Annotated in this window: 13 protein-coding genes and 1 pseudogene; 6 read left to right on the top strand and 8 right to left on the bottom strand. The window is 57.5% G+C overall.

The features are described from left to right. Window positions 1–27: 27 nt before the first annotated feature. The 4 genes from LG294_RS17245 to LG294_RS17230 all read right to left on the bottom strand — a co-directional run bounded on the left by LG294_RS17245 (window position 28) and on the right by LG294_RS17230 (window position 3,889). On the bottom strand, window positions 28–783 hold the full coding sequence (locus tag LG294_RS17245) for an ABC transporter ATP-binding protein (RefSeq protein ID WP_404287924.1): 756 nt from the start codon (window positions 781–783) through the stop codon (window positions 28–30). After that, the gene (locus tag LG294_RS17240; RefSeq protein ID WP_404287922.1) at window positions 780–1,829 is read right to left on the bottom strand and encodes an iron chelate uptake ABC transporter family permease subunit; all 1,050 of its coding nucleotides are present in this window, start codon (window positions 1,827–1,829) and stop codon (window positions 780–782) included. Before LG294_RS17240 ends, LG294_RS17245 begins: the two co-directional genes overlap by 4 nt. Window positions 1,830–1,833: 4 nt before the next feature. Next, window positions 1,834–2,814: an ABC transporter permease gene (locus tag LG294_RS17235; protein WP_404287920.1), complete on the bottom strand. Its 981-nt coding sequence runs from the start codon at window positions 2,812–2,814 to the stop codon at window positions 1,834–1,836. 91 nt (window positions 2,815–2,905) lie between these two features. Beyond that, window positions 2,906–3,889 (bottom strand): siderophore ABC transporter substrate-binding protein, encoded by a 984-nt coding sequence (locus LG294_RS17230; RefSeq protein ID WP_404287918.1) that lies wholly within the window; start codon window positions 3,887–3,889, stop codon window positions 2,906–2,908. A 362-nt stretch (window positions 3,890–4,251) separates the two neighbouring features. Between LG294_RS17230 and LG294_RS17225 the strand changes: the two genes are divergently transcribed. Further along, complete coding sequence (locus LG294_RS17225; RefSeq protein WP_404287916.1) at window positions 4,252–4,815, top strand: GNAT family N-acetyltransferase; 564 nt, start codon at window positions 4,252–4,254, stop codon at window positions 4,813–4,815. A gap of 157 nt (window positions 4,816–4,972) precedes the next feature. Here LG294_RS17225 and LG294_RS17220 read toward each other — a convergent pair whose 3' ends face one another. From LG294_RS17220 to LG294_RS17205, 4 genes are all read right to left on the bottom strand, one after another. Continuing rightward, a complete protein-coding gene (locus LG294_RS17220) occupies window positions 4,973–5,716 on the bottom strand; it encodes an aspartate/glutamate racemase family protein (protein ID WP_404287915.1) in 744 nt (247 codons plus the stop codon). 17 nt (window positions 5,717–5,733) lie between these two features. Next, on the bottom strand, window positions 5,734–7,263 hold the full coding sequence (locus tag LG294_RS17215) for an NCS1 family nucleobase:cation symporter-1 (RefSeq protein ID WP_404287913.1): 1,530 nt from the start codon (window positions 7,261–7,263) through the stop codon (window positions 5,734–5,736). A 164-nt stretch (window positions 7,264–7,427) separates the two neighbouring features. Further along, window positions 7,428–7,553, bottom strand: a complete 126-nt coding sequence (locus LG294_RS17210) for a hypothetical protein (protein ID WP_404287911.1) — start codon at window positions 7,551–7,553, stop codon at window positions 7,428–7,430. 320 nt (window positions 7,554–7,873) lie between these two features. Further along, the gene (locus tag LG294_RS17205; protein ID WP_404287909.1) at window positions 7,874–9,325 is read right to left on the bottom strand and encodes a cation:dicarboxylate symporter family transporter; all 1,452 of its coding nucleotides are present in this window, start codon (window positions 9,323–9,325) and stop codon (window positions 7,874–7,876) included. A 353-nt stretch (window positions 9,326–9,678) separates the two neighbouring features. Here LG294_RS17205 and LG294_RS17200 point away from each other — a divergent pair, with 353 nt between their 5' ends. The 5 genes and pseudogenes from LG294_RS17200 to LG294_RS17180 form a co-directional block, all read left to right on the top strand. Continuing rightward, window positions 9,679–10,479 (top strand): hydroxypyruvate isomerase family protein, encoded by an 801-nt coding sequence (locus LG294_RS17200; RefSeq protein ID WP_404287907.1) that lies wholly within the window; start codon window positions 9,679–9,681, stop codon window positions 10,477–10,479. A gap of 49 nt (window positions 10,480–10,528) precedes the next feature. Further along, window positions 10,529–11,413 carry a 2-hydroxy-3-oxopropionate reductase gene (locus LG294_RS17195; protein WP_404287905.1) on the top strand — a complete coding sequence of 295 codons (885 nt, stop codon included), beginning with the start codon at window positions 10,529–10,531 and terminating at the stop codon, window positions 11,411–11,413. Window positions 11,414–11,672: 259 nt separating this feature from the next. Continuing rightward, complete coding sequence (gene gcl / locus LG294_RS17190) at window positions 11,673–13,466, top strand: glyoxylate carboligase (protein ID WP_404287903.1); 1,794 nt, start codon at window positions 11,673–11,675, stop codon at window positions 13,464–13,466. Between the two features lie 139 nt (window positions 13,467–13,605). Further along, the gene (gene allB, locus LG294_RS17185; RefSeq protein ID WP_404287901.1) at window positions 13,606–14,985 is read left to right on the top strand and encodes an allantoinase AllB; all 1,380 of its coding nucleotides are present in this window, start codon (window positions 13,606–13,608) and stop codon (window positions 14,983–14,985) included. A 246-nt stretch (window positions 14,986–15,231) separates the two neighbouring features. Further along, window positions 15,232–16,412, top strand: a pseudogene (locus tag LG294_RS17180) (IS3 family transposase); the annotation flags it as partial. Window positions 16,413–16,441: the final 29 nt, after the last annotated feature.

Genomic DNA, 16,441 nt, shown 5'->3' with positions numbered 1-16,441 from the left:
CAGCTGCTCGAATACTAAGCTTCGCGCTTAGTAGTACACCGCCAGCGGGCCATTAGGTCCGTCGATTACCTGCACAGGCGTCTCGAAAACCTCGCTGAGGATTTCGTCATTCATGATCCGTTCCGGGGTGCCGAACTGGACCACCTTGCCGTGCTTCATCGCGCAGATGTAGTCCGCGTAATGCCCGGCGAAGTTGATATCGTGCAGCACGATCACGATGGTGCGGTTCAGTTCCTGGGCCGCGCGCTTCAAGTGCTGCATCATCAATACCGAGTGCTTCATGTCCAGATTGTTCAGCGGCTCGTCCAGCAGCACCGTTTCGGTGTCCTGCGCCAGCACCATGGCCACGTAGGCGCGCTGGCGCTGGCCGCCGGAAAGCTGATCGAGGTAGCGGCCTTCGAGCTCTGCCAGGTCCAAGAAATCAATGGACCTGGAGATGATCTCTTCATCCGCTTGGGTCAGCCGTCCCTTGGAGTGCGGGAAACGGCCGAAGCCGACCAGCTGGCGTACGGTCAACCGGGTGACGAAGTGGTTTTCCTGGCGCAGGATCGACACGATCTTGGCCAGATCCTTGGAAGCGGTGGAAGCAACGTCGTAGCCGGAGACCTCGATGCTGCCCGAATCGATGCCCAGCAGGCGTCCGACCATGGTGAGCATGGTGGACTTGCCTGCCCCGTTGGGACCCACCAGGGCGGTGATGCCGCCGGTCGGGATTTCGAGGGTAACCGGTCCAATGGCCACCTCTGAGCTGTACTTCTTGTGTACTTCTTTGAGGGTAATCACAGCCGGCCCTTTCGCAGGATGAAGATCAAGAATGTCACGCCGCCCACGGCCTCGATAATGATGCCCACCACGCCCTGGGCGTAGAAGATATTTTTCATCACGAAGTACGCACCGGCGAGCACTACAAAGCCGGTGAGGAATGCGACGGGGAAAATGAAGCGGTGGTCGTAGGTGTCCGCCAGCTGGTAGGCAAGAGTCGCCACGAGGAAGCCGAGGAATGTCATCGGACCGACCAGCGCGGTGGATACCGCCATCAAGATCGACACGAAGAATAGTGTGCGCATCACCTCGGAACGGTGATTGATGCCAAGGTTCATGGTGGTATCGCGGCCGAGGGATACGATATTCATTTTCCGGGAATTCGAGATCAGGAAGAATCCCGCGATGAGGATCAGCGGGATGGCCACCGGCAGGTAACTCATATCCGCATTGTTCATCGAACCGAACAGCTTCGCGGTCAGGATGTCGAACTCGCTCGGAGCGAGCATGCGCTGCATGAAGGTGGATATCGATCCGAGGCCCGCGCCCAGAATGATGCCGATCAGCAGCATGATCTGGATATTGCCCAGCTTGCCGGAGAGCAGCCAGCCGTAGAGCAGGCAGGCCAGGATCACCATGACCGCCACCTGCAAGCTGAACTGCCACAATCCCTGCAGCGCGACTACGCCGGCGGTGCCCATGAAGAACACCGAAGCGGTCTGCACCGCCACATAGAGGGATTCGAAGCCCATAATCGATGGAGTGATGATGCGGTTGTTCGTGACCGTCTGGAATGACACCGTCGCAACTGCCTGGCAGAAGGCGACGATGGCCATGGTCAGGATGCTGCTGGCGCGCATCTTCGCGATCAGCCAGAAGCCATCGGAACCCACTGGCATCGGGTTGTCCCATGCCAGTAGTCCAAAGCTGAAACTAAGCGCCAAGACCAACATGATGGAGAAGATGGCCCAGTAGCGGCCGCGAATCCTCTTCGTCGGCAGTGCGCCGGATGCCCGGCCAAAGATTGGCGGCGCGGATAGCTTGGGGGTGGTTCGTGGGGGAGTCATGAGCTTAGCCAAGTTTACGCTGCCTAAGGAGCAGGGAGATGAAGACTACCGCGCCAAGCACACCGAGGATCAGGGATACCGGAATCTCGAAAGGCATGATGATGGTGCGGCCAATCAGGTCGCAGACGGTGGTGATGGCGATGCCCAGAAGGCACACCCAGGGCAGGTTGCTGCGCAGGTCATCTCCGCGGAACATGGATACGATATTCGGCACGATGAGTCCCAGGAATGGAAGGTTGCCGATGACCACGGTGACTACACCGGTGGCAATCGCAATCAGGCCGGTGCCCAGAAGCATCACCTGGCGGTAATTCAGCCCCACGTTCGTGGCGATTTCTTCGCCGAGCCCGGCCACGGTGAAACGGTCGGCCACGATGAAGATTGCGATGGCCACGATGGCCACGATCCACAGCACCTCGTATTGTCCGCGGATTACCGAGGTGAAGGAACCTGCGAACCAAATACCTAGGGACTGGAGCATGTCGGTCTGCAGGGCAATGAAGGAGGAGAAGGCGCCCACCACGGCGCCAAGCATGATCCCCACGATGGGCACCGTCAACGAGGCTTTCAGCGAGACGCGCTGCAGGAACAGGAAGAAGACCATGGTGCCGATGAAAGCGAAGATGATCGCCACGGTCATCTTGGCAAGCAGCGAGGCTTCCGGGTTGATGATCAGCACCGTCAGCAATCCCAGTCCGGCCCACTCAGTGGTGCCGGTGGTAGTTGGTTCCACGAAACGGTTCTGCGTGAGCAGCTGCATGACCAGACCGCTCATAGCCATCGCGGCTCCGGCAAGAACCAGGGCGATGGTGCGTGGGATGCGGGTGACGGCGAACATCGCCGATCCGTCATCGGTGCCGAAGATGTCGTAGACACCGGTGAACAGGGAGAAGCCCAACAGGACGATGACGCCGAGGATGCCAAGCATCAGCTTGGGTTCAAGGAGTCTGCCCTTGGGCTTGACCGCAGGGGTCGTAGTAGTCATGGTGCCGCCGTGTATTTGATGTGTGGTGGATACGACTACGTGGCGGAGCCGGGTATCGGCTCCGCCACGTAGTCGCTATTCAGCGTTCTGGTTACTTGGCTTCCAGCGCATCTGCAAAATCATTGAAGAACTCGGTGTAGGTCTGGATACCTTCGTTGGTGTAGGTATCTGCAGGCATGACCACTACGTTTCCTTCCTTAGCAGCGGTGACGTTCGCCAGTGCTTCGGATTTCTTCAGTAGGTCAGCGGCCGGGGTGTAGCCGGCTTCCTCGCTGGCAACCGCGCCGTCGCGGTCAAGGACGAGAATCCAGTCGGGGTTCGACTTTGCGATTGCCTCTACCGAAATATCGTCGCCCTCGTGATCGGTGGAGGAATCTTCGACCACTAGTGCCGGGGTGAGGCCTAGAATGTCGAAGGCCGGGCCGACGCTTCGTCCGCTGCCCGGAGCGGAGTAGTTGATCTCGCCGCCGGAGGTGATCAGACCCATAACCGTGGCGTCCTTGTTGTATGCGGCCTTGGCGCGTGCAACTGCCTTATCGAAGTCATCGGTCAGTGCCTTGGCTTCTGCCTGCTTGTCGAAGATCTCGCCCAGGACGGTGGTCTGACGCTTCAGCTCTGCATCGAAGGCCTCGCCTTCGCGTGGGTCAAGATTCACGATGGTTGCTTCGGGAGCCAGCGCGGAAATCTTCTCTGCGTGCTGGGTGAATCGCTGGCCGTTGATGATCAGGTCCGGGGCCACCTCGACAATTGCTTCGAGGTTTGGCTCGCGGTGGCTGCCGAGGTCAACGACCTTTTCATTTTTGGCGTAGCTGATGGTGTCTGGCATCAGTGCCACGGCGCCGGCGGTCAGCTCGATGCCCCAGGCCTCGAGGGTTTCGAAGGTGCGGTTGTCGGTTGCAACTACCGACTTCGCAGGGGTGTTAATGGTGTGTTCGCCGTTGTTGTCAGTGAAAGTCACCGTGGAAGTGGACGCTGGTGCGGACTCTGCCGGGGCTTCAGCGTTGGCGCCGCAAGCTGTCAGGGAGAGTGCTGCAACGCCCAGCAAAGCTGCGGCGCGAAGTTTCATGGAAGCCATGTCATCCTTTAGGGCAGGCGACCGGCATTGGTCGCGCAAGTGAGTGATCTGATAATTAGCCTAGCCTAAGCTGACCTAAATCGAATAAGCCAGCATGCTGTTACTTAGCTCACTCAATCCACGTCTACCCGTCCGAGTTTTGGATTTTTCAGGTACTTATCTGCGTTTAGTTAGGTGAGCCAAGCTATTTATCCGAGCAATATAGTGCACCGAAGCATTGCTAAATTATTCTTATTTCCCAGTTTTTCCTGTTGCGGGATGTTCATTTACCGTCATGAACCGCTGCCGCCACGGCAGATGGGCACTATGCGCAGAGCTAGGATGCAAGCATGAACGATTCTCTCGATCAAATCAGTTGGCCCGTGACTACTCAGCGTCTCTCGCTGAGACGGCTCGAGGTTGCTGATGCGCAAGCGACGTGGGAGTACCGGAAGCTGCCCGAGGTGCAACGCTGGATCACATCATGCGCCGAGGATTTCCCGCAGTATCTGGAGCAATTCTTAGAGGCCAGGCGGTATGCGCATGATGTCGCAGTTCAGCTACTGGATGCACAAGGCCAAGCCCAATTGATCGGGACGGTCATGGTGAAAGTAAAAGACGGCTGGGGGCAAAGAGAAATTGCAGGAGCGACTCGAGGCGTTGAAGCCGAAATCGGCTGGAGCTTCAACCCGCAGTATGGTGGCGTCGGATATGCCAGCGAAGCGGTACGTGGGGTGATTGAGCTATGTTTCGGGCCGCTGGGATTACGCCGCGTCGTGGCCGAATGCTTCGCCGAGAACGAACCATCCTGGCGGCTCATGGAGCGAGTGGGCATGCGGCGCGAGGGTTACAGCAAACGCGACGGACTGCACCGAAATGGTCAATGGATGGACGGCATGACCTATGCGCTCTTGGCCGAAGAATGGCCGACCCTTCCCAAACACTGAATGGCTGCGAATATGAGTGAAGCCTCCAACGCTTGTCGCGTTGGAGGCTTCTTGTCATCACTCGCACCTTCAAGAGGTACTTAAGACTCTAAATGGACACTCTGAGAAAAGACTGAGCTGGAACTTGGGTTTCACTCAATAAGCAAAGTACCCGGGCTCAGGCAGACAAGTCACTGGTTACTCGGCTTATCGGCCACCCGGTGATCGTCTTGGGGCGAGGAGTTGCGTAGGTTCGCACCTTTGATGTGCTCAGGCCCATGCGAACCAAGGATTCGGCAATGGTCACTGCAGCACGCACCCCATCAACGATTGGTACGCCAGTGGCTTCGCTGACCTGTGCCTCTAATTCGGCCATGCCGCCGCAACCAAGGCAGATCACTTCCGCCTTATCGATTAGCACTGCTTGCCGTGATTGCTCCACGATGGCCGCGACGGCTCGTTCAGGATCGGATTCCAGCTCTAAGACACCCAAACCGCTGGCGCGCACCGAGGCCAGCCGGTCGGTGAGCCCGGCAAGTTTCAAGCGGTCCTCAATCAGCGGGACTGTCCGGTCCAGAGTGGTCACCACCGAGTACTTGTGACCCAGAAATTGTGCGGTTGAGGCCGCTGCCTCGGTGATGTCAACGACGGGTACGTCCAGGAGTTCTTGAAGTCCTTCCCGTCCGTGCTCTCCGTAGCCTGCCTGGATGACCGCGTCGTAGTCTCCGGGATAGTTGACGACTTTGTCCATCACGGCGATGGCGGCGAGGTAGCTCTCAAAGTTTCCCTCGCAGGAGTCTGCACCAAAATCTGGAGTCAGCTCGATGATTTCGGTGCCCGGCGAGGCGACGTTGCGAGCCGATTCGCCGATTGCGTGAGTCATTGAGGCCGTCGTGTTCACATTAACAATGAGAATGCGCATGTTTAGTTCCTTAGTATTCAGTGCTTTGGAGTGACGGCGATGGCTTCGCCATCGATATCCGTCAGGTCCAGATGACGCTTGGCCAATATCAGGTAGGTGACTGCGCCGGCTCCCGAACCGAGGAACCATGCGAACGGTCCGACAACATGAAGTGCGGGCAAGAATGCCAGAAGCAAAGCGAAGACCGAGCTAATCGCTAGAGAAAGCACTGCGCGGTAGTTGACTCCACGGGTGAAGTAGTAGGTGCCTTCCGGATTGGTGCGGTAGAGATCCAAGACATTGATTCGGGCACGTCGCACGATCCAGTAGTCGGCCATGATGATGCCGAATAGCGGGCCGAGGAGCGCTCCGAGCCCGCCGAGGAAGTAATTGATGATTTCAGGGGAGTTGTACAAGTTCCATGGCAGGATCACCAGACCGATGAAGCCGGAGATCAGGGCGGCGGCGCGGAAGTTCAGCTTCTTGGGGAAGAGGTTGGTCAGCGCGTAGGTTGGCGCCACGAAGTTTGCCATCAGGTTCACCGCGATGGTCAGAATTAGCAGGGCACCGGAGGCCAGAACAAGCAACAGCGTGTTGGGGATGGCTTCGACGACGTCTGAAGGCGAGGTAATGACCGCGCCGTTTATGGAGAATTGGGTCCCGGTGAGCACCACGACTATGGCTCCGAAGAACAACATATTCAGTGGAATGCCGAAGAAGTTACCGCGCACGATAGCGTTCTTTGAGGTGGCGCCGCGGGTGAAGTCGCAGAAGTTCAAAACGAATGTTCCGTAGATGGAAACCCACAAGGCTGCAGCTCCAAAGATGCCGACCCACATGTCCAGCCCGGATTTTGATTCCCCGGTCGTCATGGAGACGTTGAACCCTGATTCAAAGAGCATCCAGATGGCCAGCGCTAGGAAGGTGACGAGAATGACCGGGCCGGCGAAGGCCTCGTACTTACGTATCATTTCCATTCCGTAGCTGACAATCACCAGTTGGACTGCCCAGAGAGTTATGAAGCAGATCCAGCCAAGGGTATCGAGTCCGAGGAAGCTGCTCGCCTGCAAGCTAGCTGCGCCCGGTGCCAGTGCGATAACCATGACGCTGAGCACCTGGGAAGCCAAGAACGTTTGAATGCCGAACCAGGCAATTGCCACGGCACCACGCAACAGCGCCGGAATCTGCGCACCGTTGATGCCAAAGGCAATGCGGCTCATAACGGGGAAAGGAACACCGGTCTTCTCGCCCATGAAGCCCGAGAGATTCAGTAGCGCGAAAAGGAGAATTGCTCCGATGCCCAGCGCCCCGAGGATCTGCCAACCGCTCATTCCGAGCGCGAACAAACCGATGGCAAATGCGTAGTTACCCAAAGAGTGAACGTCGTTAGCCCAGAGGGTGAAGATGCTGTATGAACTCCAAGTACGCCCGGTGCGTGTCGTCGGAGCGAGATCTTCGTTGTACAGCGTGGCGCTTAGCTCGTGTGGGTTGGAGGGGTCAATGCGTTCGTTTTGCGATTGAGTGATGATTGTTGGCGCGGAGGTGGTCTCCGGAATATTTTGCCCCATGGTGAGGTCCTATTCTCAGGTGCGTACTGGGATTCGAAGTTTGTTCTCGGCGTTGAGAAGCGATTGAAACTACGAATTGCCTGCAGTGCGCATGATTGAAACATGCTGGTCTATGCGTATGGAAGAAGCTGCGTGTTTGCCCGCTGAGGGGGCGAGATAACGCGTTACGGATAGATCGGCTGGCCGAAGTTCAGATAGAACTCGGTCGGTGTGCCCACCACGGGCTGGGCTTCATGCTGCAGTCGCCAGGCTGGCTTTTCTGCGCGAGTCCCTATGAGTTGCGTGCTCATGGCTGCTCCTGAGTTAGAGAAATTCACTCCGAGATGTTTGCCGCATCGATTGTCTACCAACTGTATGTTGTGGATCACATTACCGCAATAGAAAATCTAGATTTCACTTTGTGGAATTTTTTGGGGTGCGTGCTGACTAGTATTTTGAGCCAGAAGTCGTATTTAGTCGACGACTTGAGAGTTGAAGCGTTGCTCAATTAACTGACTAGCCGGGCCCTGGGTACGGGGTAGCTGCCGCGCATTGGTTCCCGAGTTCCAGAGCCTGCATCCGGCCCGGTGCAAGCATGCACCGGGCCGGATGCAGGACACCACGGTTGTATTTACTGGCGATTGTGCAGCGTAATTTCAGGAATGGCATCCGCGGTGGGTCCGCCGCCAAACTTCGGTGAAGGTTTTTCGCCGGCGGCCAGACGGGCGAGCTCGGCTGCTTCGTATTCCTCTTCCTTGCCCAGCATGCGGGCGGTGTCTTCGTTGGTGATTTCGCCGGCGAAGGCTCTCTTCATGGTTTCGCGGTCAAACTGGCCTTCCCATTTAGCGACCACGAAGGTCGCCACGCAGTTCCCCAGCAGGTTGACGACTACGCGCATGGAGTCCATGATGCGATCGGCGCCAAGCAGTAGGGCCACGCCGGCTACCGGGAAGATTCCTAATGCCGCGGCGGTGGCAGAAAGTGCGAGGAAGGAGGAGCCGGGCACGCCGGCCATCCCCTTTGAGGTCAGCAGCAGCACACCGAGGGCGGCTAGTTGCTGGCCGAAGCTCAGGTCGTGCCCAAAAGCTTGAGCCAGGAAGAGTAGGGAGATGGAAAGGTAAATAGCGGCGCCATCCAAATTGAACGAGTAGCCGGTGGGTACCACTAGTCCGGTGGTGGCGCGTGAGCATCCGGCGTTAGTCAGCTTGGTCATGATGCGTGGCATTACCGATTCGGTTGATGCCGTGCCTAGCGCCAGCAAGAATTCTTCGCGGGTGTAGCGAATGAATTGCCATAGCGGGACTCGGGCGAATGTCCAAGCGATGATGAATAGCACTCCAATGAACAACAGCGCCGCAACGTAGCAGGCAATGATCAATTTGGCATAGGTGCCCAATGTTTCGATGCCGTACTGGCCGATGATGAAGCCCATGGCGCCGAAAGCTCCCAATGGGGCGACCTTCATAACCCAGCTCATGACCTTGAAGATCAATTCGAGGACGTTTTCAAAGACCGCCAGGAGCGGCATGCAGCGCTCTTTGCCAACGACGACAATGGCAGCGCCAAAGAACACCGAGAAGAAAAGTACCTGCAACAGATTGTTATCGGCAAATGCGCCGATTACGCTGACCGGAATGATGCCGAGAATGAAGTCCGCAGCACCCTTGGCTTCGCCGGTTTTCTCTTGAAGCGAGGAGTCGTCCAGCGTGGAGGGGTCTATGTTCAGTCCTGCGCCAGGCTGGACGAGGTTGGCGATGATCAGTCCGAAGACCAAGGCAAAGAGCGTTGCACTGGTGAAGTACACCAGGGCCTTGATGCCCACGCGGCCCACCGCCTTCACATCGCCGACGGCAGCGATGCCGGTGACGATGACCAGGAAGATGAGTGGCGCGATGATCATCTTGATCAACATGATGAAGCCATCACCCAATGGTCTGAGCTCGGAGCCGACAGCGGGCCAGAAGTGGCCTATGAGCACTCCGGCGAGGACCGCTACTCCGAGTTGAACGAACAATGATTTGTAGAGGCGCTTTTTGGGTTTCGGCTTTGCCTTGGCAAAGTCTTCGGTTGATGATTTTTTCACGACTGCTCCAGAGGTTGATTGCTCGCGAGGTATATGCCATGTCGAAGGACTGCCCCAACTGTAATGTGCATCACAAGATTTCCGCAAGGGAAAATTGAATTTCCGTTATGCGAAATGAATTCTTTCCGAGATGTGGAATATTGATGTAATTAGCCCCATGTCGCGCCCCTAGCCCTCGGTGGACTTCGTTGCATTGCAGGCGACATGCTTCCGGAGTACCTCTATCTAGGGTGGGGCAAGTGATGGGCTTCGGAGGGTTGACAGTGATCTGGGTCTCGACTTAGAGTTTTCATAAAGCAAAACAAACATTCCACAAGATGGAATATTTGAAATAGGTTTTGAAGGGAAATCCAGTGCCTTACACTCTGAACTGCTCGATTCTGCTCACCGAACTACCCATCAATCAGCGCGCCGAAGCAGCCAAGCAGGCGGGGTTCGACAGTGTTGAATTCTGGTGGCCATTTGACTCCGCCGTGCCGAGCGACAAGCAGGTAGATGAATTCATTGGCTCTATCAAGAATGCTGGAGTGCAGCTGGACGGATTGAACTTCTTCGCCGGTGACATGCCAGCGGGGGACAGGGGCTTAGTTTCGTGGATGGGGCGCAGCGCTGAGTTCCGCGAGAATGTTGACGTGGTTACCGCAATCGGCGAGGCCACCGGATGCCGAGCTTTCAACGCCCTCTACGGAAACCGGCTTGCCGAATCCACCGCTCAGGCTCAAGACGAGCTGGCCCTTGAGAATCTATTGGTGGCCGCCGGCGGCGTCGAACGCATTGGCGGAACCGTACTGATCGAACCTGTGTCCGGCACGGAGGCCTACCCGCTGAAGACCGCTGCCGACGCTCTCAGTGTGGTCAATAAGGTCAAGGCTGCTGGGCAGAGCAATATAGCCCTGTTGGCCGACTTCTATCATCTGGCAGTCAACGGGGATGACGTCGCACAGGTCATCGAAAACCATGCGAAAGATTTCGGCCATATCCAAATTGCGGACGCACCCGGACGTGGCGCACCTGGAACCGGCGATCTGCCCTTGATGGCCTGGATCGAACGCTCCCGCCAGCTCGGCTACACCGGCAAGGTAGCCCTGGAATACAAGCAGGACACGCAGACTGCCTTTGAATGGCTTGCCACCGCAGGCGCTAACGCCTCCTAAATTTCCACTCGCCTGCCTTGCTGGCCGCCAAAAAACTTTGGAGAATCACATGTCACAGAATGTTGCATTTATTGGTTTGGGAATCATGGGACTGCCCATGGCCAAGAATCTCGTCACCGCAGGCTTCAATGTCACCGGTTTCAACCGCAGCGAAAAAGCCACCAAGGAGCTTACCGCAGCCGGTGGTCACGCGGCAGGCTCAATCGCCGAAGCGGTCAAGGACGCGGACTTCATCATCACCATGGTTCCTGACTCGCCTGATGTCGAGGCGGTAACCACCGGTGCCGAGGGCCTGTTCGCTCACGCGAAATCCGGGGCTATCTGGATCGATAATTCCTCTATCCGTCCCGACGTTGCGGTGAACCTTTCGAACTCCGCGCGTGAAGCCGGACTGCGTCCGCTGGACGCACCAGTATCTGGCGGCGAGCAGGGAGCCATCGACGCGGTACTCTCCATTATGGTCGGCGGCGAACCTGCGGACTTCGCTGCTGCCAAGCCGGTCCTCGAAGCAGTTGGCAAGACCATTGTCCTAGTTGGTCCCTCCGGATCCGGACAGACCGTCAAGGCCGCAAACCAGCTGATCGTCGCGGCGAATATCCAGGCGCTCAGCGAAGCGGTGGTCTTCCTCGAAGCCTATGGCGTAGACACCAGCTCGGCATTGAAGGTGCTCGGCGGGGGACTTGCCGGCTCCAAGGTGCTTGATCAGAAGGGCCAGAAGATCCTGGACCGCGAATTCGGACCGGGCTTCCGCCTGGCCTTGCACCACAAGGACATGGGCATCGTCACCTCGGCCGCCCGAGAAGCCGGTGTGGTGCTTCCGATGGGTTCGCTAGTGGCCCAGCTGGTGGGTTCCACCGTCGCTAGTGGCGACGGCGCACTGGATCATTCCGGCCTCTTCCGCGGCGTACAGCGCCTTTCGGGCCAGAGCGAGTAAGTCTCCACGCTAGCTTCCACCGCAATCTTCCTGTGGCGGGTCCTACGCCTGCCTTCGGTAGCCGGCCCACCTTCCGGCGAGCAACAGTTTCGCCAGCAGGTGGAGTCCTTCGTTCCAGTTCGAGTCCGGCTTCCGGTGCTCGGGGTGGGCGTGAAGTCGATTCACTTCGTCGGCCCGCCACAGGTCATCCCTCATAATCTTGATTCTTCTTTCACCGCTCCGTTCGGGGCCGAACCATCGATAAGGATGTGTGATTTCAATGCCTAAGATGCGCGCAGTAGATGCCATCGTGCTGATCCTGGAAAAGGAAGGCTCCACCGAAGCGTTCGGCTTGCCCGGCGCGGCAATTAACCCGCTGTACTCGGCGATGAAACAGCATGGCGGAATCCGCCATACGCTGCACCGCCATGTCGAAGGTGCCTCGCATGCCGCGGACGGCTACTCGCGGGCCAGCGGCAAGATCGGTCTGTGCCTGGGTACCTCCGGGCCGGCCGGCACCGACATGATCACCGGCCTGTATGCGGCCATCGCCGACTCGATCCCGATGCTGTGCATCACCGGTCAGGCGCCAACCCACGTACTGCACAAGGAAGACTTCCAGGCGGTGGATATTGAATCCATCGCGAAGCCGGTGACCAAATACGCCAGCACCGTACTGGAGCCGGGGCTCGTTCCGGGAACCTTCGCCAAAGCCTTCCAGATCATGCGTTCGGGCCGCCCCGGCCCTGCGCTCATTGACCTGCCTATCAATGTGCAATTGGCCGAAATTGATTTTGATATCGATGCCTATGAGCCATTGGCACCCACCAAGCCTGAAGCAACCCGCGGCCAGGCAGAGAAGATTGTCGACCTGCTGCTGAGTGGCGAGCGTCCAATCATCGTTGCCGGCGGTGGCATCATCAACGCGAACGCCAGCGACAAGCTCGTGCAGCTGGCCGAAGAGCTGAACATCCCGGTCTCGCCCACCCTGATGGGGTGGGGCGTGATTCCGGATGATCACCGTTTGCAGTCGGGCATGGTGGGAATCCAGACTCACACCAAGTATGGCAACGAGTCCTTCCTGGCTTCGGACGTGGTGCTCGGAATCGGCAACCGTTGGGCGAACCGTCACACCGGTGGGCTCGAAACCTACCGTGCTGGGCGCAAGTTCATCCACGTGGATATCGAGCCAACTCAGATCGGTCGCGTCTTCGCGCCGGATCTGGGAATTACCTCGGATGCCGCGGCGGCTTTGGATTCGATTTTGGAGATCGTGCGCGAACGCAAGAGTGCTGGACTGATCCCCGACTACACGGAGTGGGCCGATCAGTGCACCGCCCGCAAGGGGACGAACCACCGCAAGACCAACTTCGATAACATCCCGATCAAGCCGCAGCGCGTCTACCAAGAGATGAACGAGGCCTTCGGCAAGGACACTACCTACGTATCAACCATCGGGCTCAGCCAGATCGCCGGCGCGCAGATGCTGCACGTCTATGGCCCACGCAAGTGGATCAACGCCGGCCAGGCCGGACCTTTGGGCTGGACCGGTCCGGCGGCATTGGGCGTCGTGCGTGGCAAGCCAGGAGAAAAAGTTGTGGCACTGTCTGGAGATTACGATTTCCAGTTCATGATTGAAGAGCTTGCGGTAGGTGCGCAGTTCAAACTGCCCTACGTGCACGTGGTGGTCAACAACTCCTACCTCGGCCTGATTCGCCAGTCGCAGCGTCCCTTCGAAATGGATTACCACGTCTCCTTGGGCTTCGACAACATCAATTCCCCAGAGACCAACGGCTACGGCGTGGACCACGTCAAGGTGGCCGAAGGACTCGGTTGCAAGGCCGTTCGGGTGAATGATCCGGCGAAGCTGGCCGAAGGTTTCGCTGAGGCAAACCGACTGGCCGACGAACACCAGGTCCCCGTGGTGGTTGAAGTGATCCTGGAGAAGGTCACCAACATTTCCATGGGAGCCCAGCTGGATGCGGTCAACGAATTTGAAGATCTTGCACTGGAGATTGGGGATGCGCCTACCGCGTTAGTGCCCATGAAATCCAGTGCCGGTGTGGGTGCCTGAGGTCGGTCGTCGCTGCCATTGGCAACTCCACTGAAAAGCGGGTGCGGTTATTTTCAAGATAGGAGATCATGGAAATAATCGCACCTTGCACTACTGAATTTTGTCTCAAGCTTTAAACGTAACGAGTAGGGAACGACTCATGAGCATCAACGAAGCTGTTGAACGTGAAACCAACGGAAACACAGATCTGGGCTTCGATCTGGTGATCCGCGGCGAACGCATCTTGACTACCGCCGGCATTGCCGCCCGCGAAATCGGCGTCCGCGACGGAAAGATCGTGGCCATTGAGCCGCTGGGAAATAATCTGCAGGGCGCACGCACGATAGAGATCGGTGACGAGGAGGTATTGCTCCCGGGCTTGGTGGATACCCATGTCCACGTCAATGAGCCTGGGCGTACCGAGTGGGAAGGCTTCGAGTCTGCTACCAAGGCCGCAGCGGCAGGCGGCGTCACCACGATCGTGGACATGCCTCTGAACTCCATCCCGCCCACGGTGAACCTTGAAGCATTGAAGGTCAAGCGCGAAGCAGCCAGCACCAAGGCCTACGTCAACGTGGGCTTCTGGGGAGGCGCGATCCCCGGCAACAAGGAAGACCTGCGCGAACTCCACGACGCAGGAGTCTTCGGCTTCAAATGCTTCCTGTTGCATTCGGGCGTAGACGAGTTCCCCTCGCTGACCGTCGATGAGATGGAAGAGGACATGGCAGAGCTTGCCTCCTTCGACTCTCTGATGATCGTGCACGCCGAGGACTCGGAGATCATCGATAATTCGCCGAATCCTGTCGGCGGACAGTACGCCGGATTCCTCAACTCGCGTCCGCGCGATGCGGAGAACACCGCCATTGCGCAGGTCATCGAGCGCGCCCGCAAGACCGGGGTGCGCGCTCACGTGCTGCACCTGTCCAGCTCGGATGCCCTTGAGATGATCCGCGAGGCCCGCGCCGACGGCGTGAAGCTCACCGTGGAAACCTGCCCGCACTATCTGACGCTGCTTGCCGAAGAGATCCCGGACGGCGCCACGGCCTTCAAATGCTGCCCGCCGATCCGCGAGAACGACAACCGCGAACTGCTGTGGAAGGGCCTGGAAGAAGGCATTATCGACTGCATCGTTTCGGACCATTCTCCGTCGACCGTTGATCTGAAGGACGTGGAGAACGGCGACTTCGGCGTCGCTTGGGGCGGCGTCGCCTCGCTGCAGCTGGGCCTGCCGCTGATCTGGACTGAAGCCAAGGGGCGCGGACTGAAGCTGGAGCAGGTGGTGCAGTGGATGGGCGTAAATCCTTCCAAGCTTGCCGGGCTGAGCGCTAAGGGCGGCATCGAAACCGGCAAGGACGCGGATTTCGCGATCTTTGCTCCGGAGGAAACCTTCGAGGTGGACGTGGCCAAACTGCATCACAAGAACCCGATTTCCCCGTACCAGGGCAAGACCTTGCACGGCGTGGTCCGCCGGTCGATCATCGCCGGGGCCGACGTGGACTTCCAGGTTCCTGGCGGAGCGCTGATCCGCCGCGAGCACTAGGAAATGGATTTTGCCGGACCCCTCTTCTGCCTTTGAACTGCTCCCCAGAAGTTGGACTGAGAAATCAGTAACCAACACCTGGGGAGCTTTTCAATGCACGCAAGAAGCACATTAACCGAGCAACAACGAGAACAACTAGTCGACCTCTTCGAGCAAGGGGCAGGCGATATGGCAGCCTCATCCGAACTAGGGGTGAAGCGAGAACCTGTTCGCACTCTTCATCGAAGCTGGCAGCTTCATGGCAGGCTATGTCTTATGGAAAAACGCACGAATGCCGTCTATTCATTTGAGATCAAGAAGGAAATCGTTGACCGACATGCGACCGGAGAAACGATGATGGATCTTGCTAAAGAGTTTAATCTCAGCTCACGCAACTTGGTTGGGAAATGGGCTAAGCAACATCGTGAGGGCGGCGATGAAGCGCTGATGCTCAAACCTAAGGGCAGACCCAAAGGCTCCGAAAAACCAGTGGCCTTGAGTGAAGAAGACAAGCTACGTCGCGAACTCAAGCGTGTTCAAGCGGAAAACGCATACCTAAAAAAATTGCGGGACTTGAGGAACCAGGGGCACGCCTGAAAACGCTGGCGATCGCAACCATCAAGTCCGACCACGATCTAGCTGACCTGCTCAAAGCAGCAGGGCTGGCCAGATCAACGTATTTCTACCATGCGCAACGACTCACCGAACCTGACAAGCACCAGAATCTCAAAGAAGACATCCAAACAATCTTCACCGAAAGCAAACATCGGTTTGGGTACCGCCGCGTGCGAGTCGAGCTGGTGAAGATGGGTTGGAAGGTGTCTAAGAAGCTGGTCTGGAAGCTGATGGATCAGATGAACCTAAAATCCAAGGTCCGGATACGACGCAAGTACTCCTCCTACAAAGGGAAACCCAGTCATATCGCGGAGAACCTACTCAAACGCCAGTTCCAAACCAATACGGCGAACACCAAGTGGGTCAGCGACGTGACCGAGTTCCGGGTGGCTGGCAGAAAACTGTATCTGTCACCGATCATGGATTTGTTTGATCACTGCATCATCAGCCATACGATCTCGACTTCGCCGACAACGGCGTTTACCAGTGCAAGCCTGGCCGAGGCCTTCGAATCGCAGAAGCCGGCATCTGGATTGCTGGTGCACACGGACCAAGGAATCCATTATCAGCATTCGTCGTGGCGCAACCTGCTCACGAAGCACGGTGCGGTTCAATCCATGTCTCGCAAGGGCAATTGCTTCGATAATTCGGTGATGGAAAATTTCTTCGGCCACCTGAAATCGGAGATGTATCACGGTGAATACTTCTCCACCGTTGCCGATCTGACCAGGGAAATCAATGAGTATATTGACTGGTATAACAACGTTCGGTGCCAAGAACGACTGCAGGGTATGGCACCGATTGAATATCGGTGCCATACCCTGGCAGCTTGACCCGTCTAGACTTTAATTACCTAGTCCAA

It is taken from the genome of Glutamicibacter arilaitensis, from assembly GCF_044793945.1.
GTDB classification, from domain to species: Bacteria; Actinomycetota; Actinomycetes; order Actinomycetales; family Micrococcaceae; genus Glutamicibacter; species Glutamicibacter arilaitensis_B.
Note: the sequence above shows the minus strand (reverse complement) of the source record. Positions and strands in the feature narration are given on the sequence as shown.